The organism is Acidimicrobiales bacterium (assembly GCA_025455885.1).
In the GTDB taxonomy this organism is placed as follows: domain Bacteria; phylum Actinomycetota; class Acidimicrobiia; order Acidimicrobiales; family Acidimicrobilacustridaceae; genus Rhabdothermincola_A.
This window is the reverse complement of sequence record JALOLR010000001.1, coordinates 116463-139461: the sequence shown is the minus strand read 5'-3', so window position 1 is coordinate 139461 and position 22999 is coordinate 116463. Positions and strand designations below refer to the sequence as shown.

19 protein-coding genes are annotated in these 22999 nt (G+C 74.2%); 8 read left to right on the top strand and 11 right to left on the bottom strand.

Going from position 1 to position 22999, the window contains the following annotated elements; genetic code table 11:
- Positions 1 to 3: 3 nt before the first annotated feature.
- The 3 genes from MUE36_00630 to MUE36_00620 form a co-directional block, all read right to left on the bottom strand.
- A complete protein-coding gene (locus MUE36_00630) occupies positions 4 to 924 on the bottom strand; it encodes a glycosyltransferase (protein MCU0309436.1) in 921 nt (306 codons plus the stop codon).
- Positions 921 to 3479, bottom strand: coding sequence for a hypothetical protein (locus MUE36_00625; GenBank protein ID MCU0309435.1), 2559 nt, complete (start codon positions 3477 to 3479; stop codon positions 921 to 923). The genes MUE36_00630 and MUE36_00625 overlap by 4 nt, the downstream gene beginning before the upstream one ends.
- A 70-nt stretch (positions 3480 to 3549) precedes the next feature.
- On the bottom strand, positions 3550 to 4683 hold the full coding sequence (locus MUE36_00620) for a CPBP family intramembrane metalloprotease (GenBank protein ID MCU0309434.1): 1134 nt from the start codon (positions 4681 to 4683) through the stop codon (positions 3550 to 3552).
- A 56-nt stretch (positions 4684 to 4739) separates the two neighbouring features.
- Here MUE36_00620 and MUE36_00615 point away from each other — a divergent pair, with 56 nt between their 5' ends.
- Both MUE36_00615 and ftsH read left to right on the top strand, forming a co-directional pair.
- Positions 4740 to 4952 (top strand): DUF3499 family protein, encoded by a 213-nt coding sequence (locus tag MUE36_00615; protein MCU0309433.1) that lies wholly within the window; start codon positions 4740 to 4742, stop codon positions 4950 to 4952.
- 52 nt (positions 4953 to 5004) lie between these two features.
- Complete coding sequence (gene ftsH, locus MUE36_00610) at positions 5005 to 6966, top strand: ATP-dependent zinc metalloprotease FtsH (protein ID MCU0309432.1); 1962 nt, start codon at positions 5005 to 5007, stop codon at positions 6964 to 6966.
- An 18-nt stretch (positions 6967 to 6984) separates the two neighbouring features.
- Here the strand turns inward: ftsH and MUE36_00605 are convergent, their stop codons facing one another.
- From MUE36_00605 to MUE36_00595, 3 genes are read right to left on the bottom strand one after another with little or no spacing between them, the layout of a single operon-like run.
- A complete protein-coding gene (locus MUE36_00605; GenBank protein ID MCU0309431.1) occupies positions 6985 to 7440 on the bottom strand; it encodes a hypothetical protein in 456 nt (151 codons plus the stop codon).
- Position 7441: 1 nt separating this feature from the next.
- Positions 7442 to 9055, bottom strand: a complete 1614-nt coding sequence (locus MUE36_00600; GenBank protein MCU0309430.1) for a DUF5719 family protein — start codon at positions 9053 to 9055, stop codon at positions 7442 to 7444.
- Positions 9052 to 12525 carry a glycosyltransferase family 2 protein gene (locus MUE36_00595; protein ID MCU0309429.1) on the bottom strand — a complete coding sequence of 1158 codons (3474 nt, stop codon included), beginning with the start codon at positions 12523 to 12525 and terminating at the stop codon, positions 9052 to 9054. The genes MUE36_00600 and MUE36_00595 overlap by 4 nt, the downstream gene beginning before the upstream one ends.
- Positions 12526 to 12586: 61 nt before the next feature.
- On the opposite strand from MUE36_00595, the gene MUE36_00590 reads away from it, so the two are divergent.
- From MUE36_00590 to cofE, 6 genes are all read left to right on the top strand, one after another.
- Positions 12587 to 12781: a hypothetical protein gene (locus tag MUE36_00590; protein MCU0309428.1), complete on the top strand. Its 195-nt coding sequence runs from the start codon at positions 12587 to 12589 to the stop codon at positions 12779 to 12781.
- 4 nt (positions 12782 to 12785) lie between these two features.
- Positions 12786 to 13910: a glycosyltransferase family 4 protein gene (locus tag MUE36_00585; protein ID MCU0309427.1), complete on the top strand. Its 1125-nt coding sequence runs from the start codon at positions 12786 to 12788 to the stop codon at positions 13908 to 13910.
- 71 nt (positions 13911 to 13981) lie between these two features.
- Positions 13982 to 14899 (top strand): GDP-mannose 4,6-dehydratase, encoded by a 918-nt coding sequence (locus MUE36_00580; GenBank protein ID MCU0309426.1) that lies wholly within the window; start codon positions 13982 to 13984, stop codon positions 14897 to 14899.
- Between the two features lie 97 nt (positions 14900 to 14996).
- A complete protein-coding gene (gene gmd, locus MUE36_00575) occupies positions 14997 to 15977 on the top strand; it encodes a GDP-mannose 4,6-dehydratase (protein MCU0309425.1) in 981 nt (326 codons plus the stop codon).
- A gap of 62 nt (positions 15978 to 16039) precedes the next feature.
- Complete coding sequence (cofD, locus tag MUE36_00570; protein MCU0309424.1) at positions 16040 to 16975, top strand: 2-phospho-L-lactate transferase; 936 nt, start codon at positions 16040 to 16042, stop codon at positions 16973 to 16975.
- Entirely contained in the window at positions 16972 to 17688 is a 717-nt protein-coding gene (gene cofE / locus MUE36_00565; GenBank protein ID MCU0309423.1) for a coenzyme F420-0:L-glutamate ligase, read from the top strand. The genes cofD and cofE overlap by 4 nt, the downstream gene beginning before the upstream one ends.
- Before the next feature lie 29 nt (positions 17689 to 17717).
- Here cofE and MUE36_00560 read toward each other — a convergent pair whose 3' ends face one another.
- The 5 genes from MUE36_00560 to MUE36_00540 are packed head-to-tail and all read right to left on the bottom strand — an operon-like array spanning position 17718 to position 22985.
- Positions 17718 to 18719, bottom strand: coding sequence for an NDP-sugar synthase (locus MUE36_00560; GenBank protein MCU0309422.1), 1002 nt, complete (start codon positions 18717 to 18719; stop codon positions 17718 to 17720).
- The gene (locus tag MUE36_00555) at positions 18716 to 19438 is read right to left on the bottom strand and encodes a hypothetical protein (protein MCU0309421.1); all 723 of its coding nucleotides are present in this window, start codon (positions 19436 to 19438) and stop codon (positions 18716 to 18718) included. Before MUE36_00555 ends, MUE36_00560 begins: the two co-directional genes overlap by 4 nt.
- Positions 19439 to 19450: 12 nt before the next feature.
- The gene (locus tag MUE36_00550) at positions 19451 to 20737 is read right to left on the bottom strand and encodes a glycosyltransferase family 4 protein (protein ID MCU0309420.1); all 1287 of its coding nucleotides are present in this window, start codon (positions 20735 to 20737) and stop codon (positions 19451 to 19453) included.
- Complete coding sequence (locus MUE36_00545; GenBank protein MCU0309419.1) at positions 20734 to 21885, bottom strand: glycosyltransferase family 4 protein; 1152 nt, start codon at positions 21883 to 21885, stop codon at positions 20734 to 20736. The genes MUE36_00550 and MUE36_00545 overlap by 4 nt, the downstream gene beginning before the upstream one ends.
- A complete protein-coding gene (locus MUE36_00540) occupies positions 21882 to 22985 on the bottom strand; it encodes a glycosyltransferase family 4 protein (GenBank protein ID MCU0309418.1) in 1104 nt (367 codons plus the stop codon). Before MUE36_00540 ends, MUE36_00545 begins: the two co-directional genes overlap by 4 nt.
- Positions 22986 to 22999: the final 14 nt, after the last annotated feature.

Sequence of the window (22999 nt, the reverse complement as noted above, 5' to 3'; positions counted from 1 at the left end):
ACCCTAGTGCGCCGCCCCGAGACCCTCCGTCGGCGTGGGACGGCCCAGGAGGTCGTCGCCGGTGAGGTCGTAGCGGCCCTCGGCCGCCCACTGCCGCACCCGGAAGAGGTCCCGGACGAGGCCCAGCGCGTCGCGGGCCACGTTGACCGAGGACCGGCCCGAATTGGTGATCGTGACGGGGACCTCGGTCAGCGAGAGGTGGTAGCGCTCGACGAGGTGGAACACCTCGACGTCGAACGCGAAGCCGTCGACACGGGTCTTGGCGAAGATCAGCGCGGCGGTGTCGGACCGGAACGCCTTCAGCCCGCACTGGGTGTCGCGGTAGCGCCCGAGCAGCACCGCGCGGGTGAGGACGTTGATGGCCCGACCGCCGACCTCGCGCAGCCGGCGGGCCCGGACCAGGGTGGTGGTGTCGGTGTGGCGACGGCTGCCCACCACGACGTCCCACCCGTCCTCCACGAGGGTGACCAGTCCGGGGATCTGGTCGGGGGAGTAGGCGAGGTCGGCGTCGGTGAACACGACGGTTCGCCCGCGGGCGGCCAGCACCCCGGTGCGCACCGCGGCGCCCTTGCCGCGGTTGCGGTCGTGACGGACCACCACGTCGGCGCCGGCCGCCTCGGCGGCCTCGGCGGTGCCGTCGTCGGAGCCGTCGTCGACGACGACGATCTCGACGCCGCCGTAGGCGTCGACGACGTCGAGGGCCCGCCGCAACTCGGCGACCGTGGGCCCGATGCGGGAGGCCTCCCGGAAGGCGGGGACCACGACGCTGAGCCTCGCCGAACCGGGCGAGGGGAGCCGGTCGTGGCGCCGGTCGAGGTCGGCGCGCAGTGGCGACAGGCCACGCTGCCAGCGGTTCAGTGCGATGACGGTGACGACGCTCGTGGCCGCGACCAGCACGAGTGAGCGCAGGAGGGGGCGGGTCACGGAGGAGGGTCCACCGTTCCGTCGCCCGACGGCGCCGGGGGGGGCGCCGACGGGAGAGGGCCGAGGACGATCGTCGCCGGGTCGAAGTCCGACGCCGCGACGCCGGTGTCCGGGGGCGGTTCCTCCCCGCCGCGGCGTCCCCACGGGAGCGGGGCGGGCATCGCCAGGGGCCCGGCGCGCACCAGGAGCACGAGGCCCACCACGCCGAGGGCGGTGATGGCCCACCCGAGCCAGTCGACCGGCGTGGTGCCGTAACTGAGGGTGACCTCGTCGGCGGTCGGGACCACCACCATCAGGTTGGGGCTGATCCGCCAGGGGCCCTCGGCTCCTTCCACCTTCCAGTTCGGGAAGTACGAGGTCTTGACCAGCACGGGGGTCCCGGTCTGGCTCACCTGGAACGAGATGGTGTCGGTGCCCAGGTCGACGTCGGTGACGGCGACGGGCTCGGTCGGCACCGCGGCCGGCGACTGGCCGGGTTCGATGCGGGCCCACTCCGACGGCCCGTCGGCGGCGAGGAACACCGACCACTGGTTCGGGTCCTCGTACCAGGGCAGCACGGCCTCGAGCCACTCTCCGCCGGGGTCGACACCGGTGAGGACGACGGGCTCGTTGTCGAGGGGGACCACGGGGTCGCTGTCGAGCACCGAGAACACGACCCACGGCCCGGAGGAGGCGACCTCCTCCAGCCTCGGGTCGGCCCGGGCCAGGTCGATCATGCGCTCCGAGATGGCCATGTAGTACGAGACGCCGAGCAGCTGCATGTGCTGGACCCCGATCTCGAACTCGGCGTCGGTGGGTGCCCCCGGCGAGTACGGCAGGTCGCGCTGGGCGTTGGACGGCGCCGTCGAGAGCTCGTCCTGCACGAGGAAGTGGTACGGCGTGGTCGAGGAGGACTCGAAGAAGAGGCCCTCCATCGACCCGATGCAGCCGTCGGTCCAGAACGGCAGCAGCATCAGGGCCATGGGCGTGCCGTAGCGGTCGTGCTGCTCCTCGTGCTCCCACATGGCACGGCCACACCCCCGGGTCTCGCCGAGCTCGGCCATCGTCGACACGATCGCCTGGTACTCGGGGTAGGCCGGCTTCTCCTCGTAGCCCTTGAAGTTCCACCGGGCCCACGAGCCGACGAAGCTGTTGTCGGTCGTCGAGAGCGGGCCCCACCGGTAGATCCCGTCCCCCCCGAGGCTCCCGCCGGGCATGACCCGCAGGGGCATCGCCAGCGACACGATCACGACGGCCAGGGCCCCGACCGCGGTGGCCACGTTGACCCCCCGCACGGGGCGGTCGGGGTCGCGGGCCACCAGCGTGGCGATGGTGCGGCCGAGCTCGGCCACCCCGAGCGCCGCCAGCAGGTACAGGCTGAGGTACCAGAACGGGAGCAGCCGGGCGTTCCACAACCGGCCCTGGGGGACGAGCCAGAAGGCCAGCGCCACGGCCACGGCGGTGAGGATCAGGAAGCCGCCGACCCGACGCTTCCAGGCGATCGACATGACGACGCCGAGGAGGGCGAGCACCAGCACCCACTCGATGCGGGGGGCGTCGACGAGGCCGGAGTCGAGGTTCTCGCGTCGGAACAACAGGTCGAGGAAGGTGGTGCGCTTCTCCCAACCCATGTCGTTCATGTACGGGGAGCGCAGGTAGAACGGCACCAGCCACCAGGCGGTGAGCGCCACCCCGACCGGACCGGCGCAGAGAAGCCACCAGAACCGGGTGCCGACGCCGCTGCGACGGGCCAGCGAGACCAGGAACCACACCACCGCGGCGCCGATGGCGAAGAGGAACGGGATGAGGTGGGTGAGGCCCGTGAGCGCGAGGAGCACCGCCGCCAGCGCCCGGTGGCGCCCGGTCTCCATCCCCCGACCGACCACCCCGAGGAAGAGCAGGCAGAAGCTCAGCGAGATCGAGAAGGCGAACTCGCCGGCCATCGTCGAGGCGATGTTGCCGCCGAGGATCGAGAACGACCGGTCGAACAGGAAGGCCGTGGCACCCACCGCGAACAACGCCGGGCCGGGGAACGGCAGCCGGGTGAGCCGCCCGAACGCCCAGGCGCACACCGGAAGGCTGACGAGCCCGCTGATGGCGACCAGCTTGAAGGCGATGCCGTAGGGGATGACGAAGCTGAGCAGGGCGATCGCCAACGACGGGAGCACCATGTAGAAGTGGTAGGCGGGCATCCCCGCGTACCAGTCGGGGCTCCACCCGGTGAGCCGGAACGACGGCAGCAGGTGGTCGCGCATGAACGCCGGGCCCCACACGTGGGCGCCCATGTCGCCCCCCGCCGGCGTGGTGTCCGAGAAGATGTCGGCCGGTCCGAGCTGGACGAACACGAAGGCCACGCACGCGCCGACGACGACCGCCGTGACCCAGGCCTCGAGACGCCACTGCCCCATCGACCGCACGGCACGGCCGGGCAGGTCGGCCAGCCGCCGGAACGGCCCGGGCGGATCGATGGCACGCGCCAGGTGGTCGACGACCGGGTCCCGGGCGTCGCCGACGGCGTCGTCGAGGGCGCGAGGAGCGACGACGTCGATCGGGGGGGCCTGGTCGCTCGTGGTCATGACCGCTCCATCGTGGCACCCGCGCGGGTCGGCGCCCGAGCGCGTCGACCCGATCCCACCGGACGACGGCTCAGGCGAGCCCCAGGTCCCAGACGAGGGTGGCGGCGGCGATCACGTTGAAGCCGACGTGGGCCCACAGCGCGGGCCCCAACCGGCCGAACCGCACCGTGAGCGCGCCGAGGATCACGCCGAACACCAGGAGGGCGGGGAACTGGAGCGGCTGGAGGTGCGTGGCGGCGAAGAAGGCCGCCGAGGCCAGCACCGCCCACCGCGGGGCGATGCGCCGCCGGAAGATGGGCAGCGCCATGCCCCGGAAGTAGATCTCCTCGGCGACCGGGGCGCCGATCCCGACGATCACGAAGAGCAGGAGGACCGACAGCGGCCCGGTGGCCCGGTCGGTGAGCTCCCGGGCCTCGGCGGACACGTCCTGCACGCCGATGGCCCGGAAGACGACCCAGTAGAGCGCCGGCACCAGGAGGAGCTGGGCGGCCACGCCGATCGCCAGGCCGAGGGGCACGTCGGTGGCCTTCATGCGCAGCCCGAGGTCGGCGACGATGCCCCGGCCGCGCTTCGCGGCGAACCAGATCGGCCCGACGATGAAGACGGTCCACAGCGGGAGCTGGAGCAGCGTGCTCAGCCACAGCGGGACCGGCTCGGCGATGACGATCGCCTGGCCGTTGGCGAACTGGTCGGCGGCCCGGCCGACCGCGCCGCCCGTGCCGGTGACCGCCGCAGGGTCGTAGTCGGTGTTGGGGATCACCAGCCCGTAGGCGACCGAGGCGAGCACCTGGGCGACGAGGAAGACGATCAGCAGGGCCCCGGCGCCGTAGCGCCGGCCGTCGGCCGGGACGGGCCGGCCCTCGCGCTCGGCCCCCGCCTCGCCGTCGGCCGCCCCGTCACCGTCGGGCGCCCCGCTGCCGCCGGGCGCGGAGGCGGCCACCGGGCGCGGCGGGAGGAGCCGGGAGAGGAAGCCGGTGCGGGCAGGTGCGACCTCGGCCTCGGGGAGGCGCCCCTTCCTCGTCGGCGCGGGGGCGGGCTCCGCAGCGGCGGAGGTCGCGTCGGCCTTTCCGGGTGACGCCGCCCGACCCTTCCCGCCCGTCCCCGCCGAGCGCTTCCGACCGCCCCGTGAGCGCTCCGCCGCTTCGGCGGCCAGCTGCTTCTTGGAGGGCGTCACCCGGGACGGGCGACGGTCGGCAGGGCTCACGGCGGCCGAGGCTACCGGTCCGCCGAGGGGCCCCCGGGTGCGGGTACGGTCCGGGCATGACCCGTTCCTGCGCCCGCCCCGGTTGCGGCGAGCCGGCCTCGGCCACCTTCGGCTACGACTACGGCGGCAGCACGGTGTGGCTCGACGACCTCGCCCACGAACCGCACCCCGCCGTCTACGACGTCTGCACCCGCCACGCCGACGCCCTCTCCGTGCCCAACGGGTGGCAGCTCGTCGACCGCCGCAGCGGCGAGGCGATCGCATCCTGAAACCCGTCGCCCCAGACGGGGATTTTCGGTCGCCCCATCTAGGATCTTCCGCATGAGTCCCGACAGCACGCCTCCCCCCTCCGGCGAAGGCGGGCGCCCGAGCGGGCGCTTCGGTGGCGATCAGGGTTGGCCCCGGTGGACGATCTGGGTGCTCTTCGCCGTGATCGCCGCAGCCCTCTTCCTCCCGAGCCTCCTCGGCGGTTCGACGGGTGATCCCATCAGCTACGGCGACTTCCTCGAGGACCTCCGCACCGACCAGGTGCAGGAGGCCACCTTCGACAACACCAACGGCGACATCTCCGGCACGCTCCAGGACGGCACGAAGTTCACCACCACCGGCCCGCTCCAGCCCTCCGACGAGGACCAGGCGCTCATGACCGAGAAGGGCGTGGAGTTCCAGACGCCCACGGCCAGCATCTGGTCGAGCCTGCTGCCGCTGCTGTTGCCCGTCGGCCTGCTCATCGGCTTCTTCGTCTGGATGCAACGGCGTGCCCAGGGCCAGATGGGCGGCGTCATGTCCATCGGCCGCAGCAAGGCCAAGACCTACGACGCCGAGCGGCCCGCCACCACCTTCGCCGACGTCGCCGGCTACGAGCAGGTCAAGAAGGACATCACCGAGGTCGTCGACTTCCTGAAGCACCCCGAGAAGTTCGGTGAGATCGGCGCCCGGATCCCGAAGGGCATCCTCCTCGTCGGCCCCCCGGGCACCGGCAAGACCCTCATCGCCCGGGCCGTCGCCGGCGAGGCGGGCGTGCCGTTCCTCTCGGTGACCGGCTCCGACTTCATGGAGATGTTCGTGGGGGTCGGCGCCAGCCGCGTGCGCGACCTGTTCCAGAACGCCCGCAAGATGGGCCGGGCCATCATCTTCGTCGACGAGATCGACTCCATCGGGCGCAAGCGCGGCGCCGGGCTCGGCGGCGGCCACGACGAGCGCGAGCAGACCCTGAACCAGATGCTCGCCGAGATGGACGGCTTCGAGGTCACCACGGGCATCGTGATGATCGCCGCCACCAACCGGCCCGACATCCTCGACCCGGCGCTCCTGCGGCCCGGCCGGTTCGACCGCCAGGTCGTCGTGCCCCTCCCCGAGCTCGAGGACCGTCGCCAGATCCTCGCCGTGCACGTCAAGCACAAGCACATCGCCCCCGACGTCGACCTCGACCTCGTCGCCCGGGGCACCCCCGGCATGAGCGGCGCCGACCTCTCGAACCTCGTGAACGAGGCCGCCCTCTTCGCGGTGCGCCGCGGCGCCACCGAGATCGCCAAGCGCGACTTCGAAGAGGCGCGCGACCGCATCCTCATGGGCCAGCGGCGCGACTCGATGGCCCTCTCCGAGCTCGAGAAGGAGGCGATCGCCTACCACGAGGCCGGCCACGCCATCTGCGCGGCCGTGCTCCCCACCGCCGATCCCCTCCACAAGGTCACCATCATCCCGTCGGGGATGGCCCTCGGCGTCACGATGCAGCTCCCCCTCGAGGAGCGCCACATCTACCGCCAGGACTACATCGAGGACTCCCTCGTGGTCCGCATGGGCGGGCGGATCGCCGAGGAGCTGGTCTTCGGGGTCGTCTCGACGGGGGCCAACAACGACCTCGTCGGCGCCACCGAGCTGGCCCGCAAGATGGTCCGCGAGTGGGGCATGAGCAGTCGCGTCGGCCCGATGGCCTGGGGCAGCCAGGGACAGGTCTTCCTCGGCGAGGACCTCATGCACACCCGCGACTACTCCGACGACACCGCCCGGGTCATCGACGAGGAGGTGGAGCGGATCCTGCGCCAGGCCCAGGACGACTGCCGCGACGTGCTGCGGGTGAACCGCAACGGCCTCGACCTCGTCGCCCGGGCGCTGCTCGAGCACGAGACGATCGACGGCAACGAGGTGACCCGCCTCCTCGAGCTGGCCCGGCCGGGGTCGACCGCCGACAACCCCCACAGCGTGCTCATCGACGCCAACGGCGGCTCGGTGTCCGAGGTGTCGGGCCTCCACGAGGCCCCCGACACCGACACCGCAGGCTGATCCGACCGCCGACCGGCGTCACCCGTGGCCGGCGCACCCCCCGGGGGTGGAGCCGGGCTCGCGGGCCTCGGCCACGGCGGCCCACAGGTCGGTGGCGGTGACCGGGCCGAGGAAGTGGCGCACGACGACCCCCTCCGCATCGACGATCAGGACCAGGGGCACGGCGTCGACGCCGTAGCGGTCGTGCAACGCCGGTTCGGCGCCGACCTCGACCTGGTGGACCCCGACGGGACCCGTGCCGTCGGCGTCGAGGTGGCGCACCTTGTCCCACACCCCGGCGCAGCTGTCGCAGGTGTGCGAGGTGAAGGCGATCACCAGCCACGGGGCGTCGGGGCGGGCGAAGTCGGCCCGGTCGACCTGGAGCGGCACCGAGAACGCCGGTCGGCTCGGCGCGTCGGGGCGTCGGCGTTGGACGACGAGGGCCACGGCGACGGCCACGGCGACCAGCGCCACGGCGAGGAGCACCCGGTCCACGTCAGCCCTCGGTGGTGGACGTCGCGGACGTCGCGGACGGCTCGGGCGGGACGATGGCGGGGTCGATGAGCGGGGCGTCGACGGGCACGTCCTCGCTCACCGGGGCCTCGGGGAGGAACGCCTCGGGCCGGACGAGGTCGAGGAGGGCGGACACGGTGTCGACCACCGGCACCCCGAGGCTCTCGGCCAGGTCGCCGTCGAGGACGAACCACCGCGACACCACGACCGGCCCGTCGGCCTCGACCATCAGCGACAGGCCCTCGAGGTCGACGGCCTCCGGGCCGAGCGGCACGACCACCCGGCTGCCCGCCGGCACCACGATGGACGTGGCCCCGGGAAGGTCCTGGGTGGTCCCGCCGGCGTCGGCGCGGACGGTGACGGTGACGTCGCGGGAGCCCGACGGGTTGACGACGACGAGGCCGGTCGCCTCGACCGACGACGCCGAGGCCGCCGGGACGATCCATCGTCCGGCCTGGACCGGCGCGCCGACCATGGCGACCAGCCCGGGGCGGTCGGCCTCCTCGGTGCCGCCGTCGAGGCGCTCGGCGACGATCGGCACGCCGTTCGTGCTGCGCACCATCACCCACCCGCCGACCCCCTCCGGGAGGCGACCGTCGGCGTAGAGGTCGACGACCCCGTAGCTCGTCGGCCCGACGGTGAGCACGAACGGTTCGACCGTGCCGTTCACCGCGGGATCGTCGAGCAGCACCTGCACCTCGACCTCCGCGTCGGCGTCGCCCGGGTTGAGCACGGCCATCGTGGAGGTCCGGCCCTCAGCGGCCGGCCCGAGCTCGGGGAAGACCCAGTCGAGGGCCGGTGCGGGCGCGCCGAGCACGCTGGTGAGGCCGACGGCGGAACCGTCCGTCCCGTCGCTGACGAGGACCTGCTCGGCGATGATGCGCCCGTTGCGGGCCGTGACCGTGGTGGCGATCTGGGCCCGGAGGGTGACGACGGCGCTGACGTCGACGACCGTCACCCGGCCGCCGGGGACGACCAGGCCCTGGAACTGCTGCGGGGTACGGGTCCCGTCCTCGGTCTCGAAGGAGAGGTCGACCGACGCCTCGCCCGGGAAGGGGTTGAACAAGGCCAGCAGCATCGTGGTGCCCGCCCGGGTGGTCCCGGCGGGGAAGTACCAGGTCGGCGACGGTTGGGAGGCGCACGGGCTGACCGAGCGGCCCCCCGGGCCCTCGAGGGCGTGCTCGACGGCCACCTCTCCCCCGTCGAGCTCCACCACGACCGAGGCCCACGGCGCCACCACGATCGCCGACGCTCGCACCTCGATGCGGGTGTGGGCGGGGACCTCGATGGGCTCGGACGCCGATGCGCCCTCGCTGGGCACGACGGTGAACAGTCCGCCGACCGCCCGGTCGGACAGGTTGGCGATCACGACGACCTGCTCGCCCGTGCCCGCCCCGTCGCCCGACACGACCCCGGTCGCCGAGCCGGCGGCGCAGTACCACGTGGACCCGTCGGCGTCCGCACCGAGGGCCACCGGGGTGACGCGGTCGGTCGGCGGCGGTGCGGGCTCGACCTCGTCGCCCTGCACGGCGATCGCCGCCACGACGAGCAGCGGGAGCAGGACCAGCAGCGGGAGGCGCCACACGCGACGGCTCATCGTGCGTACTTCCCACGCGTGCGTCGCCCGCGCCGCGACCGACCCGACGGCGCCGAGTCGGTGGGCGACGCGTCCCCGGGCGGCGCGTCCCCGGGCGGCGGGTCTCCGAGCGGCGGGTCCACGGGCACCGGGTCCACGGGCACCGGGTCCACGGGCACCACGTCGACGATCACCGGGACCGCCATGGTCGGGGCATCCACCGGGAGGCTCCCGTCGGCGTCATCGGCGGTGAGGACCACGTGGGGGTCGGCGAGCGGCGCCCCGGCCTCCGGCGAGGAGGCGATCGTGTCCCGCTCGTCCTCGACGACCCGGACCCGCAGCAGGTAGAGCACGGCCAGCACCCACAACGCCACCTGGCCGAGGAGGGCCAGCCAGCGGGTGGCCGGCGTCGAGAACGCCAGGCGGGCGTCGCCCGGCTCGGTGACGGCGAACGAGCTCGCCCACCCGAAGGCGTCCCGGCGCGGGACCTCACCACCGGCCACCTCGAGCGACCAGCGCTCGCCACCCGCCGAGGCCAGGAACACCGTCGACGGGGCATCGAGGACTCCCTCGTGATCGGTCACTCCGTCCCCACCGGGCAGGGCGACCGGGGCGCCGACGAGCTCGGGCAGCGTCGCCGGACCGTCCTCGGGGCCGGGCTCGGTGCCGGGGGGCAGCACGGCGCGAGCCGGCCCCCACGCGGCGTTGCGGTACACCCGGACACCCGGGTTGACCGTCACCCCGTCCAGGTCGAGCTGACCCTCGAGCACGGCGAGGAGATCGGCGGGCTCGTAGCGGCGCTGCTCGGCGAACGGGTCGGGGGCCGGGCCCAGGGGGACGACGACGTAGCGCACGCCCATCGGGGCCAGCAGCGCCCCCAGGCGGGAGGTCCCCCCGGCGGCGGCGGAGGCGACGGCGTCGGCGACACGGGGGGTGGCCTCGCCCTCGGCGCCCGGCCAGTTCCCGGACACCCGGGGAACGCCCTCCTCGGTCGTGAGCAGGGCGAGCACACGATCAGGCCCGAGGTCGTCGACCCCCGGGGCGTCGAGCTTCCACCCCACACCCGGCAGCACCCCCGCGTCACCGAGCCAGAGCGCCCGGAACGGCTCGGCCTCGGCCTCCTCACGCATGAACGCCAGCGAGCGGGTGAAGTCGCCCCGGGGCAGCTCCCAGCGGCCCGACACCACCGAGGCCCACGCCGGGACGACGGTGACGACGACGGCCACCCCTGCGAGGAGCGAGACGATCTGGCGCCACCCGAAGTGGTAGTCGGGCAGGTCGACCTCGAAGGCGACCATCCCGAGCGCCGTGGCCACGGCCAGGCCCACCGCCGCGGGGGCGAGCAGCACCTCCGGGGCGGGGAGGTCGAACGACCACCACCCCTGCCCGTCGGCCCAGGCCGCAGCGAACCCCACGACGGCGAGCGCCCACATCCGCACCGCCCAGCCCAGCCGCCACCGGCGCCCGATCAGCAGCGGGAGGAGGGCGGCGAGCAACAGGAACAGCCCGGTCACCCCACCACCGAACGGTCCGGTGTCGAAGCGGAGCACCGCCGAGAGGTCCATGCCGCGCCCCGCGGTCGACGTGGGGGCCACGATCGCCGACCACCCGTCGAGGAACGCGAGGCTCCACGGCAGGTGCAGCACGAGGGCCACCACGGTGCCCCCGACGGTGGTGAGCACCAGACGCCCGGCGCCGGCGACCTGTCCGGCCAGGAGACCCCCGACGACGAGCCCGAGCCCGCACACGGGCAACAGCACCAGCAGCGACGGGTCGACCGTGGCGCCCAGGGCGACGAGCAGGCCGCCGCCGACGATACGGGTGAGCACCGGCCGACGACGCACGCCCGGCCCGGGCGAGCCGCCGAGCGAGCCGAACGGGGCGAGATGGCTCGACCCGGCCAGGACCACGAGCAGCCACGGCGAGAGGCCGTAGGCCACGATCCCCGCCCATCGACCGGTCGACAGGGCGTTGGTGCCGACCGGCACGGCGGCGTAGACGACGACGGCCACCAGAGCGCCGCGACGCGAGCCGATGGGCCGCACGAGTCGGGCCACCCCGAGCACGCCCAGCAGCAGGGGAGCCAGGACCAGCACCGACCGCAGGAACGAGGTGGCCCCGAACACCACCACGCCGAGGCCGCCGTAGACGCCGAGTCCGGTGGCGTTCGGGGCGGTGGACCCCAGACCGTCGGCGTGGAAGCCCGACGCCCATCGCGAGAGGAGCTGCCCGACGTCGTCGAAGGGGGCCAGCTGACCGATGGCCGGGAGGGGCCCGACGAGCAGCCCGCGGCTCCCGACGAGGAGGAAGACCGCGACGAGCGTCCACACGATGATCGTGGTGAGGGTGCGCGACTCGCGCAGGTTCGACACGACGTCGCGGGCGCCGGCGGCCCGCTCGCGGCCGGCGTCGCCACGCAGGTAGGCCGACAGGCGCGCGCTGCGGCGCACCTGGAAGGCCCGCACGTCACGGTCGGGCACCTGGCGGGCGGTCGCCAGCTGGCGGCGCCGGCGGCGGGTCCCGCCGGCGTGGCGCAGGTTCCAGGTCCAGGCGGCGGCGATGTCACGCACGTGGCGGAAGCGGCCGAAGACGGCGGCGTGGAGGACCTCGACCAACGCCAGGAGGAACGCCACCGGCACGGTGCGCAGGCGGGTCCCGAGGGTGTCGGCCACCCGGACCACCCGCAGGCGGTGGCGGGCCTGGAGGCGACGACGGTCGTCGACCGCTCGTCGCACCCCGAGCGCCTCGAGGTGGCCGACCCGGGCGGCGGGGGCGACGACGACGCGGGCACCGGCGACCCGGGCGCGCCAGCCCAGGTCGAGGTCGTCGCCGTGGAAGGTGATCTCCGGGTCGAACCCGTCCAACGCCGCGAACAGGTCGGCGCGCACGAGCGTGGCTGCGCCCGGCACGTAGAACGAGTCCCGCACGGCGTCGTGCTGGGACTGGTCGAGATCGCCGCGCTCGACGTACGGGGAGGGCTCCCCGTAGCGGTCGGCCCCCATGCCGACCTGCAGGAGGCGCCGGGGGTCGTACCAGTCCACGATCTTGGGGCCCACCACGCCGGCGTTGGACCGGAACGCCTCCTCGACCATGATCTGGACGACGTCGGGCGCCAGACGCACGTCGTCGTGGCAGAGCAACAGGAACGACGCACCCTGCACCGCCCGCAACGCCTCGTTGGCGGCCGCCCCGAACCCCGCGTCGGTCTCGAGCCGACGGAGGTGGGCCGTCGGGAGCACCGCAGCCACCCGGTCACGCAACGCCTCGGGATCGGCGCTGGCGTTGTCGACCACGAGGACCGAGGTCTGCGGGTAGCGCTGGGCGGCGACGCTGGACAACGTCTCCTCGAACCACCACCCCGGGTCGTGGGCGACCAGCACGACCACGACGGGCGGTGCCTCGGCGACCTCGGGGGCCGGGCCGTCCCACTCCCCTGCGCTCGCGCCGGGAGGCGTACGCGCCGGTTCAGGGGGGTTCTCAGGGACAGTCACGACGGCTTTCGAGGGTACTCCTCCCGCTCCCCGACCCGGTTCACCCCGATACGCTCCCGTCATGGCCCCGAACCCCGCCGGTGACGTGCGTCAGGTCGTCGCCGACACGCTCTACGTGGGGGTCGGCTTCGGCCTCATGGCCGTCCAGGCCCTCCAGGTGCGGCGGCGGGAGCTCGAACGACAGCTGGGCCTCGACGGTCCTCCGTCGGTGAGCGACCTCCAGCGCGCGCTGGGCCGCCTCCCCGGTCGCCGCTGACGGCGTGCGCCTCGCCGTCGACGCGACGCCACTGCTCGGGCCCCGGACCGGCGTCGGGACCTTCACCGCCGAGGTCCTCGGCCACCTGGCCCAGAAGGGCCCGGACCTGCGGGTGGTGGCCTTCGGCCTGACGTGGCGGGGACGCCACGACCTGACCGCCCTGACGCCGCCCGGGGTGGCGACGGTGCGCCGGCCGATGGCCGCCCGCCCACTCCGCGAGGCCTGGCGAAGGTTCGACGTCCCACCGATCGAGTGGTGGACCGGGGCGATCGACGTCGTCCACGGCCCGAACTTCGTGGTCCCGCCCACCCGACGGGCGGCGCGAGTGGTCACCGTCCACGACCTCACCTGCGTCCGCTTCCCCGAGATGTGCACCCGCGACGTCCTGGCGTACCCCGCCCTCCTGCGCCGCGCCGTCGCCCGGGGGGCCTGGGTCCACGCCGTCTCCGAGGCCGTGGGCGTCGAGGTCGTCGAGCACTTCGCAGTCCCCCCGGACCGCGTGCGGGTGGTGCCCAACGGCGCCCCCGACGCCCTCGACGTGGATCGCCTCGCCCACCTCGCACCGCTCGGCCGGGCCACCGCCGGAGCGGAGCGCTACGTCCTGGCGCTCGGGACGCTGGAACCCCGCAAGGACCTCCCGTCGCTCGTCGCGGCGTTCGACGTGCTCGCCGAGCACGACGACGCACTGCGCCTCGTCGTGGCCGGCCCGGACGGCTGGGGGGCGCAGGAGGTCGGCCGGTCGATCGCCGCCGCCGCCCACCGCGACCGGATCGTCCGACTCGGGTGGGTCGACGACCACGAGCGGTCCGCCCTGCTCGCCGGCGCAGCCGTGTTCGCCTATCCGTCACGCTACGAGGGCTTCGGGCTCCCCCCGCTCGAGGCGGCCGCCCACCGCTGCCCGGTGGTCGCCACCACCACCGGCGCCCTCCCGGAGGTCCTCGGCGACGCCGCCGAGTGGTCCCCGCCCGGGGACGTCGACGGGCTCGTCGAGGCGCTGCGCACCGTCCTCGAGCGTCCGGGACGGGCCGACGAGCTCGTCACCCGGGGCCTGGCCCGGCTCCGCCGTTACTCGTGGGACACGACGGTGGAGGGCCTCCTCACGCTCTACCGGGACGCCACCCGCCTGTAGCATCGGGCCCGAGGCCCGGCCACCCGGCCGGCCGGGAGCAGGGGTTGCACACGAGCGATGCCAGGACAGCGATGAAGGTGCTGGTCACCGGCGCGGCCGGCTTCGTGGGTCGACACCTCACGGCGCACCTCCTCGCCGAGGGCGACGACGTCGTGGGCATCGACCGCTCCGAGGGCCCCGACCTGCTCGACGGGCCGGCACTCACCTCCGTGCTGCGTCAGGTGGCTCCCGATGCCGTCTACCACCTGGGGGGCTGGAGCGACGTGGGCGCGTCGTGGGATCAGCCCCTCGACACGTTCCGGACCAACGCCGAGGGCACCCTGAACCTCCTCCAGGCCTGCGTCGCCGCCGGATCCCCCCGGGTCCTCGTCATCTCGAGCGCCGACGTGTACGGCCCCGTCACACCCGAGCAGCTCCCCATCGCGGAGACCACACCGCTCACGCCGATCACCCCCTACGCGGCCAGCAAGGTGGCGGCCGACTACCTCGCCGTGCAGGCCTTCAGGGGCTACGGGTTGCCCACCCTGCGGGCCCGGGCGTTCAACCACCTGGGCCCCGGCCAGACGACCCGGTTCGTGGCGCCCGCCATCGCCGACCGGATCGCCGTCAACGAGGCCACCGGCGGCGACGAGATCGTCGTCGGCAACCTCTCGCCACGCCGGGACTTCACCGACGTCCGCGACGTCGTGGTGGCCTACCGCCTCCTCGTCGCCCACGGCGAGCCCGGCGAGGCCTACAACGTGTGCCGGGGCGTCGACCTCGCCATCGCCGACCTCGCCGAGCGCCTCACCGACATGGCCCGGCTCCCCATGCGCCTGACGCCGGACCCCGACCTCCAACGGCCGGTGGAGACGCCCGTCCTGCGCGGCGACGCCACGAAGCTGCGCGCCGCCACCGGATGGGAGCCCCGGATCGGTCTCGACCAGACGCTGTCCGACATCCTCGACGAGCGCCGGGCGGCGCACGCCGGGGCGGCGGCGACGACGTGACCACCACCCCGGGGTCGCGATCCCCCGTCGGCACCGCCCGTACACTCGATCCCTCGCCCGTGCCCGCTGCGGCACCCCGACCGTCGGCGGTAGCACCATGACCAGACGAGCCTTCATCACCGGGATCACCGGCCAGGACGGGTCGTACCTCGCCGAGCTCCTCCTCGCGAAGGGGTACCACGTGGTCGGCATGCTGCGTCGCAGCTCGACGCTCAACTTCGAGCGGATCGGCCACCTCCAGGACGACCTCGAGCTGGTCTCGGGCGATCTGCTCGACGAGGCGTCGATGATCCAGGTCCTGCGCGAGCACCGGCCCGACGAGGTGTACAACCTCGCCGCCCAATCGTTCGTGCAGACGTCGTTCAGCCAGCCCGTGCTCACCGGGGAGACCACCGCCCTGGGTGTCACCCGCCTGCTCGACGCCGTCCGGATGGTCGATCCCGCCATCCGCTTCTACCAGGCCTCGTCGAGCGAGATGTTCGGGAAGGTCGTCGAGGTCCCCCAACGCGAGAGCACCCCGTTCCACCCCCGCAGCCCGTACGGCGTGGCCAAGGTCTACGGGCACTGGATCACGGTCAACTACCGCGAGAGCTACGACATGCACACCAACTCGGGCGTGCTGTTCAACCACGAGTCACCCCGCCGGGGGCTCGAGTTCGTGACCAGGAAGATCGCCAACGGCGTCGCCCGGATCAAGCTCGGCCTCGACACCACGCTGGCGCTCGGCAACCTCGACGCCCAGCGCGACTGGGGCTTCGCCGGCGACTACGTCGACGCCATGTGGCGCATGCTGCAGCAACCCCTCCCCGGCGACTACGTGGTCGCCACGGGCGAGACGCACTCGGTACGTGAGTTCTGCGAGCTGGCCTTCGGCCACGTCGACCTCGACTGGCAGGAGCACGTCGTCATCGACGAGCGCTTCTTCCGGCCCGCCGAGGTCGACCTCCTGGTCGGCGACCCGTCGAGGGCACGCGAGATCCTCGGGTGGACGCCGACCACCACCTTCCCCGAGCTCGTGCAGTCGATGGTCGAGGCCGACCTCGACGCCGTGGCCCGCCACCAGCGCCACCTCGCCTGACCCGGCGTGAAGGGAGACCGGCGGTGATCACCGTCCTCTGCGGCGGAGTAGGCGCGGCCCGCATGCTCGCCGCGCTCGCCACCGTCGTCGACGCGAGCGACCTGTGCGGCGTCGTCAACGTCGGCGACGACCTCGACCTCCACGGCCTGCGCATCTGCCCCGACCTCGACACCATCACCTACACCCTCGCCGGCGAGGTCGACCCCGCCACCGGGTGGGGGCTCCGCGACGAGTCGTGGCAGGCCATGGAGATGGTCCGTCGCTACGGCGGCGCGGACTGGTTCGGTCTCGGGGACCGGGACCTCGGCACACACCTCTACCGGACCCAACGCCTCCACGAGGGGGCCGACCTGGCCACCGTCACCGCCGAGATCGCCGCCACCTGGGGACTCTCCGTGCGGCTCGTCCCCGCCACCCTCGACCGGCTGCGGACGATGGTGACGCTCGCCGAGGACGACCCCCCGAGCCCGACCGGACCGGCGCTCAGGGCAGGAGCCGAGGTGGGCTTCCAGGAGTACTTCGTACAGCGCCGCCACGACGTGGCGGTGGCGGACGTGCGCGTCGACGGGGCGGGGACGGCCGCCCCCGCCCCGGGAGTGCTCGAGGCCGTCGCCGCGGCCGATGTCGTGGTCATCGCCCCGTCCAACCCGATCGTGTCGATCGGGCCGGTCCTGGCGGTGGCGGGGATGCGTGCAGCCGTCGCCGGACGTCGCCCGGACGTCGTGGCCGTCTCGCCGCTGGTGGCCGGCGCGGCGCTCAAGGGCCCCGCCGCCCGCCTGCTCGCCGAGCTGGGTCACGAGCCGTCCGCGGTCGGGGTGGCCCGCCTCTACGCCGACGTGGCGGGCACCCTCGTCATCGACGAGGCCGACGCCGACCTGGCCCCCGCCGTGGAGGCCGAGGGCCTGCGCTGCGTCGTGAGCCCGACGATCATGAGCGAGCCGGGGGTGGCGACCCGCCTCGCCCGCACCGTCCTGGCCGCCGCAGGAGCACCACGATGAGCCGGCTCACCGTCTTCGGCCTTCCCGGCATGCCCGAGGTCGCCCCGGGCGACGACCTGGCGACGATGATCGCCGAAGCCGCCGGACGGGATCCCGACACCGCGCTGGCCGCCGGCGACGTCCTGGTCGTCACCCAGAAGATCGTCTCCAAGGCCGAGGACCGCCTGGTCGCGGTCGACCCCGACGACCCCCGGAGCCACAAGCCGCTGGTCGAACAGGAGTCGGTGCGCGTCCTGCGGCGCCGCGGCGACCTGGTGATCTCCGAGACGAGCCACGGCTTCGTGTGCGCCAACGCCGGCATCGACCTCTCCAACGTGGAACGGGGCCAGGCCGCGCTCCTGCCGGTCGACTCCGACCGCTCGGCGCGCCGGATCCGCGACGGGCTGCGCCACCGCGTCGGTGTCGACGTCGCGGTGATCGTCTCGGACACCTTCGGCCGACCGTGGCGCCGCGGCGTCACCGACGTGGCCATCGGCTGCGCCGGCGTCGCCGGCATCGTCGACCTCCGGGGCACCACCGACGCCATGGGCCGGGAGATGCAGGTCACCGAGGTCGCGGTCGTCGACGAGATCGCCGCGGCAGCGGAGTTGGTGATGGGCAAGGCCTCGGGGATCCCGGTCGCCGTGGTGCGGGGCGTCGACGGATCGTGGCTGCGCGACGGGAGCGTGCGCGACGAGATCGTGCGGGCCCCGGCCGACGACCTGTTCCGCTGACCGGACGCGCTGGCCGGACCGTCGGTGGCTCAGTCGCCGTCGGGCACGCGGGCCGCCGAGAGGACGGTACCGGGCGGGATCTCCACCTCGTCGCCGACGACGGTGAGGGCGCTGAGCGACGACCCCGCCCCGACGACCGCGCCCGCCCCGACGATCGAGCCGGTCACGTGCGCATCGGATCCCAGACGGGCCCCGGGCAGGATCACAGCGTCCTCGACGTGGGCCCCCGCCGCGACCACCGCACCGGCCATGACCACGGCGTGCTCGACACGGGCGGCCGGGTCGAGCACCGCGTCGGCGCTGACGGCCGGCTCGTGGCCCCGCCGGCCGTCGACGAGGTCGAGCTGGGACTGCAGGTAGGTCGCCGGGGTCCCGGCGTCCACCCAGTAGGCGTCACTGGCCATCGCGAAGAGGGCCCGGTCGGCGACCACGGAGGGGAACGTCTCCCGTTCGATCGACACCCGGCGGCCCTCGTCGATCCGGTCGAGGACCGACGGCTCGAGGACGTAGGTCCCGGCGTTGATCCAGTTCGTCGGAGCGGTGCCCGGAGCGGGCTTCTCCACGAACGCCTCGACCCGTCCGGCCTCGTCGGTCGGCACGACCCCGTACCGGGAGGGGTCGTCGACGGGGGTGAGGGCGATCGTTCCCTCGCCTTCGTGGTCCTGGTGGAACTTCCACAGCGCGCTCACGTCGAGGTCGGTGAGCACGTCGCCGTTGACGACCAGGAACGTCTCGTCGACCCCCGCCGAGCGGGCGGCGAAGCGCACCGCCCCGGCGGTGTCGAGCGGCTCGGGCTCGACTGCGTAGTGCAGCGTGACCTCGGCGCAGGTGCCGTTCGGGTACGCCTCGACGAAGGCGTCGGGCCGGTAGCCGAGGCTGAGGACGGCTTCGGTGACGCCGTGGGCGGCCAGCGAGGCCACGACCCGCTCGATCATCGGTCGATCCACGACCGGCAGCATCTGCTTGGGCCGGTGCAGGGTCAGCGGGCGGAGCCTGGTCCCGAAGCCCCCGACGAGGACGACAGCCCTCACGGGCCGCCGGTCGGCGCAGTGGTGGCCGGAACCTCCGCCGAAGGCGTCACCGTCGACGGCGTGGCCGTCGGGTCGCCGCTGCCGGGCACGTCGCTGAGCGAATCGAGCTCGGGCACCGACTCGGGTCGGGGGACCTCGGTCCCGGCGGGCACCACGGCGAGCGTGACGGCCAGTCGGTCCTCGTCGAAGCGGAACGACGCGAAGTCCTCGGTGAGGATCCGGGCCGGCGCGGCGGGGTCGTCGGCGGGCCACACGTGCATGCTGACCTCGGCAGGCTGGCCGTTGCAGTCGAAGCCGTTGGCGTAGGTGGTGCCGTTGACGGTGAACGAGTCGCTGTCGAAGGTGAGCCCGACCATCTCGCCGAAGGTGCCGAAGGTGGCGTTGCGGCCGGCGGACCCGTTGGCGAAGGGGTGGATGTGGGCCACACCGTCGTCGTGGGTGTGCAGACCAGTGGTGTCGGCGCCGACGTCGGTGAGCGGCGGGAGGAAGGCGTCGCAGACGTAGATCCCGTAGGCGGCGTGCCAGTGCTCACCCACCCGCGGCGACTCGGCTGCCACCTCCTGGTTGGCGCCCCGGGCCACGACGACCACCAGCACGCCCACCACCAGGATGGCGGCGATGCTGAGGGGGAACACGAGGTTGCGCTCGGCGCCGGCACCGGTCTGCGCGCCGGCCCGAGCAGCGCGCGCGACCTTCTTCGAAGAGGAGGCTTTTCCCATGGGCCGTCGAGGCTACCGGGCGCGGCGGCGGCCGCCGACGCGCCCCGCCGCCTCGACGAGCTCGACGAAGAGCGCCTCGTAGGACGCCGCCACGGCCGCCGGGGATGCCCACCCCTCGACGAACGAGCGACCCGAGGCCCCCATCCGGTCCCGGCCGTCGGGGTCGTCGAGCAGCGCGCCGAGCGCCCGCTCGAACGCGGGCTGGTCCTCGGGCCCCACGGCCACGCCGGCTCCGGCCCGCTCGACGGTGCGCTGCACCTCGGTGCCCTCGTCGACGCTGGCCAGGACCGGCCGCCCGGCGGCCAGGATCGAGTAGAGCTTCGAGGGGACGCTGGAACGGGCCAGGCCCCGCTTCAACGGCACCAGATGGACATCGCCTGCGGCGAGGACCTCGGGCAGGCGCCCCTTGGGCTGCATGTCGACGAAGCGCAGGTTGTCGAGCCCCTCGGCGCGGGCCATGAGCTCCGCTCGCTGGGCGCCGCCGCCGTTGATCACGAAGCGGACGTCGGGGCGCTCCTCGCGGAAGCGGCGGGCGGTCTCGACGACCAGGTCGAGCGACTGGGAGAACCCCACGTTGCCGGCATACATGACGACCGGGCCGTCGCGGAGGTCGTGCTCGCGCCGGTAGGCGTTGTCCCTCGGGCCGGGTCGGATCCAGTCGGTGTCGACGAAGTTGGGGATCACCCGCACCTTGGCGGCCTGGTCCGGGTCGCGCCGGCCGCCGGGGCCCCGGGTGATCTTCGACCGGACGTTCTCGGCGAGGTCGTCGGAGAGGACGGTGACGGCGTCGGAGCGCCGATAGGTGACCCGCTCGAGCCAGTAGGCGGCGCGGATGGCCCGGGCCCCCTGCAGCAGTCCGAGCTCGATGGCGACGTCGGGGAAGACGTCCTGGATGTTGAACACGAACGGCACGCGGCGGGCCCGGGCCACCAACCAACCGGCGGGGCCCAGGGTCAGCGGCGGGGCCATGGCCAGCACCGCGTCGGGCCGGCGGGCGCCGAGCCCGACGAGCGACGCCAGCGCCGTGAAGCCCCCGAAGGCCAGCGCCCGCGCCGCGACGTTGCGGCGATCGGTGGGGAACGGGTGGACCCGGGTGATGCGACCCCAGCTGCGCCGCTCGACCCGCACCGCCCGGCCCTCCCACCCCGGCTCGATGGCGTGGTGCTGGTACCACGGCAGCGACGTGACGACCTCGAGGCGATGGCCGCGGGCGACGAGCTCGTCGGCGATGCGGGTCATCACCTCGCCGGTCGGGGCCAGGTCGGGCTCGAAGTGCGGGCAGAGCACGACGATGTTCACGGCGCATCCTCCCCCGGGAGCGCGGCGGCGCGGTAGGCGCCGACCAGCGCCTCGACGGAGGAGGACCACGGGAAGTCGCCGGCCCGGCCGCGACCGGCTGCGGCGAGCGCGGCGTGGCGGGCGTCGTCGTCGAGGACCGAGGCGAGCGCCGAGGCCCAGGCCGGCGCGTCCAGCGGGGGGACGAGGAGGGCCGCCCCGCCGGTGACCCACGGCAGGCCGCCGGCGAGGGACGCCACGACCGGGCAGCCGTGGGCCATCGCCTCGAGCACCGGCAGGCCGAAGCCCTCGTAGGACGACGGGAAGGCCAGCACCCGGGCGGCCCCGTACAGGACGTCGAGCTCCTCGCCGGGGATCCGGCCCAGCCGGGCGACGTGGTCGCGGATCCCGTAGGCGTCGACGGCCGCCGCCACCAGCTCCTCGGCCGGGCCGACGCCGCCTGTGAGGACCAGCACGAGGTCGGGCCGGTCGGCGACGAGCGTCGCCACCGCCCGCACGAGCGTCTCGTGGTTCTTGTGGGCGTACGTGATCGCCGGGTAGAGGACGATGCGTCGGCCGAGCAGGCCGTGACGCCCGAGGACCGGGGCGGGGTCCGCCGGCTCGACGACCGGGTCGACGCCGCAGGGCACCCGACGGATTCGGTCGGGACGCACCCCGCAGCGTTCGACGGCGTCGCCGGCCGTGAAGTCGGTGAGCGTCACGACCACCCTCGCCCGGCGCAGCGATCCGGGGACCACGGTGCGCAGGTAGGCGCGCTTCACCAGCGAGAACCGCTCGGGGTGGGTGAGCGGCTGCAGGTCGTGCAGCGTGACGACGGCGGGGACGCCCCCGATGGGGGGCACCGTGCCCCCGGCGTGGTGGACGACGTCGACGTGGTGGCGTCGGGCCGCGGCCGCCAGCCAGGTGGACTCGGCGAGGACCCGCGAGGGCCGGTGGCGACCCGAGACCGGCGCGACCGTCGTCGGGAACGCCTCGACCAGGTCCGGGTGGGCGGACGGGAACGACCCGTTGACGAACAACCTGACGTCGAGGTCCGCGGGGCGGGCGTCGGCGAGGGCGCGCAGCAACCGCACCGTGTACTCCTCGCTCCCGCCGACCTCCCCCGGGACGAGCCAGAGGAGGTTGACCCCGACCCGGGTCGGCCCGCTCACGCCGCCGCCTCGGCGTAGACGGCCTCGAGGAGGGCGGCGGTGGACGCCCACGAGAAGGACCGCTCGGCGCGGGCAGCCCCCGCCCGGCCCAGCGCGGCCGCCCCCACCGGGTCGTCCAGCAGGCCGGTCAGCGCCGCGGTGAGCGCGTCGACGTCGCAGGGGTCGACGGTGAGCCCCGCGTCGCCGACCACCTCCTCGGTGGCGGTCCCCGCCGACGTGACCACCGGTGTGCCCTGCGCCATCGCCTCGAGCACCGGCAGGCCGAACCCCTCCCGGTGGCTCGGGAAGCAGAAGACCTCCGCCCCGGCGTAGAGGGCCCGGAGCTCGTCGGGGGCCAGGAAGCCGAGGCTGCTCACTCGGTCGCCGAGCCGGTCCAGGCGGTCGGCGAGGTCGGTGCGCCAGCCCTCCGGACCGACGAGGACGAGGCGGGTGTCACCCGGTACCCGGGAGAACGCGTCGAGCAGGGCCGGGAGGTTCTTGCGCGGCTCGAGCGTGCCCACCCAGAGGACGTAGGGGCCGTCGAGGCCGTGGCGGGCCCGGGCGGCGGACACCGTCGCCGCGTCGGCGGGGCGGATGTCGATGCCCCACGGGACGAGGCGGAGCCGGTCGGGGTCGAACCCGCGGCGGCGGCAGTCCTCCAGCGTCGCCGTCGAGGGCACCACCACGAGCGTGGCGTCGGCGCGGGCCAGCTCGATGGCGCGCCGGAAGAACGACAGGCCCCGACGGGTGGACCGCGACGGGTCGTCGAGGAAGGCGAGGTCGTGGACCGTCACCACGAGCGGGGCCGAGGGTGGCGGCACCGCCATCCCCGTCGCATGGATCACGTCGACCGGCCCGGTGGCCCGCTGCACCTCCGGACGGCGCAACCGGTGCCAGCTCTCGTAGAGGGCGAGGCGGGGCAACGGCAGTGGCCGCACCGGGATCGGCGGGACCCACGGAGGGGCGGGATCGCGGGTGTGGCGGGCGCTGACGCCGATCTGGTCGATCGACCCGTGGGCGCGGAGCGCCCGGACGGACTCGAGCGCCGCCTGGGCGGTACCGCCGGGCACCTCGTGCCAGCACTGCTCGAGGGTCACCGCCACGCGGGTTCGTCGCTCCATTCGCCGGCGAGTCT

Excerpts from the sequence above, each read along its gene's own strand:
- MUE36_00625 (MCU0309435.1), bottom strand. The coding sequence starts at position 3,479 with ATGACCACGAGCGACCAGGCCCCCCCGATCGACGTCGTCGCTCCTCGC.
- MUE36_00615 (MCU0309433.1), top strand. The coding sequence starts at position 4,740 with ATGACCCGTTCCTGCGCCCGCCCCGGTTGCGGCGAGCCGGCCTCGGCC.
- ftsH (MCU0309432.1), top strand. The coding sequence starts at position 5,005 with ATGAGTCCCGACAGCACGCCTCCCCCCTCCGGCGAAGGCGGGCGCCCG.
- MUE36_00600 (MCU0309430.1), bottom strand. The coding sequence starts at position 9,055 with ATGAGCCGTCGCGTGTGGCGCCTCCCGCTGCTGGTCCTGCTCCCGCTG.
- MUE36_00590 (MCU0309428.1), top strand. The coding sequence starts at position 12,587 with ATGGCCCCGAACCCCGCCGGTGACGTGCGTCAGGTCGTCGCCGACACG.
- MUE36_00580 (MCU0309426.1), top strand. The coding sequence starts at position 13,982 with ATGAAGGTGCTGGTCACCGGCGCGGCCGGCTTCGTGGGTCGACACCTC.
- gmd (MCU0309425.1), top strand. The coding sequence starts at position 14,997 with ATGACCAGACGAGCCTTCATCACCGGGATCACCGGCCAGGACGGGTCG.
- cofD (MCU0309424.1), top strand. The coding sequence starts at position 16,040 with ATGCTCGCCGCGCTCGCCACCGTCGTCGACGCGAGCGACCTGTGCGGC.
- cofE (MCU0309423.1), top strand. The coding sequence starts at position 16,972 with ATGAGCCGGCTCACCGTCTTCGGCCTTCCCGGCATGCCCGAGGTCGCC.
- MUE36_00555 (MCU0309421.1), bottom strand. The coding sequence starts at position 19,438 with ATGGGAAAAGCCTCCTCTTCGAAGAAGGTCGCGCGCGCTGCTCGGGCC.
- MUE36_00540 (MCU0309418.1), bottom strand. The coding sequence starts at position 22,985 with ATGGAGCGACGAACCCGCGTGGCGGTGACCCTCGAGCAGTGCTGGCAC.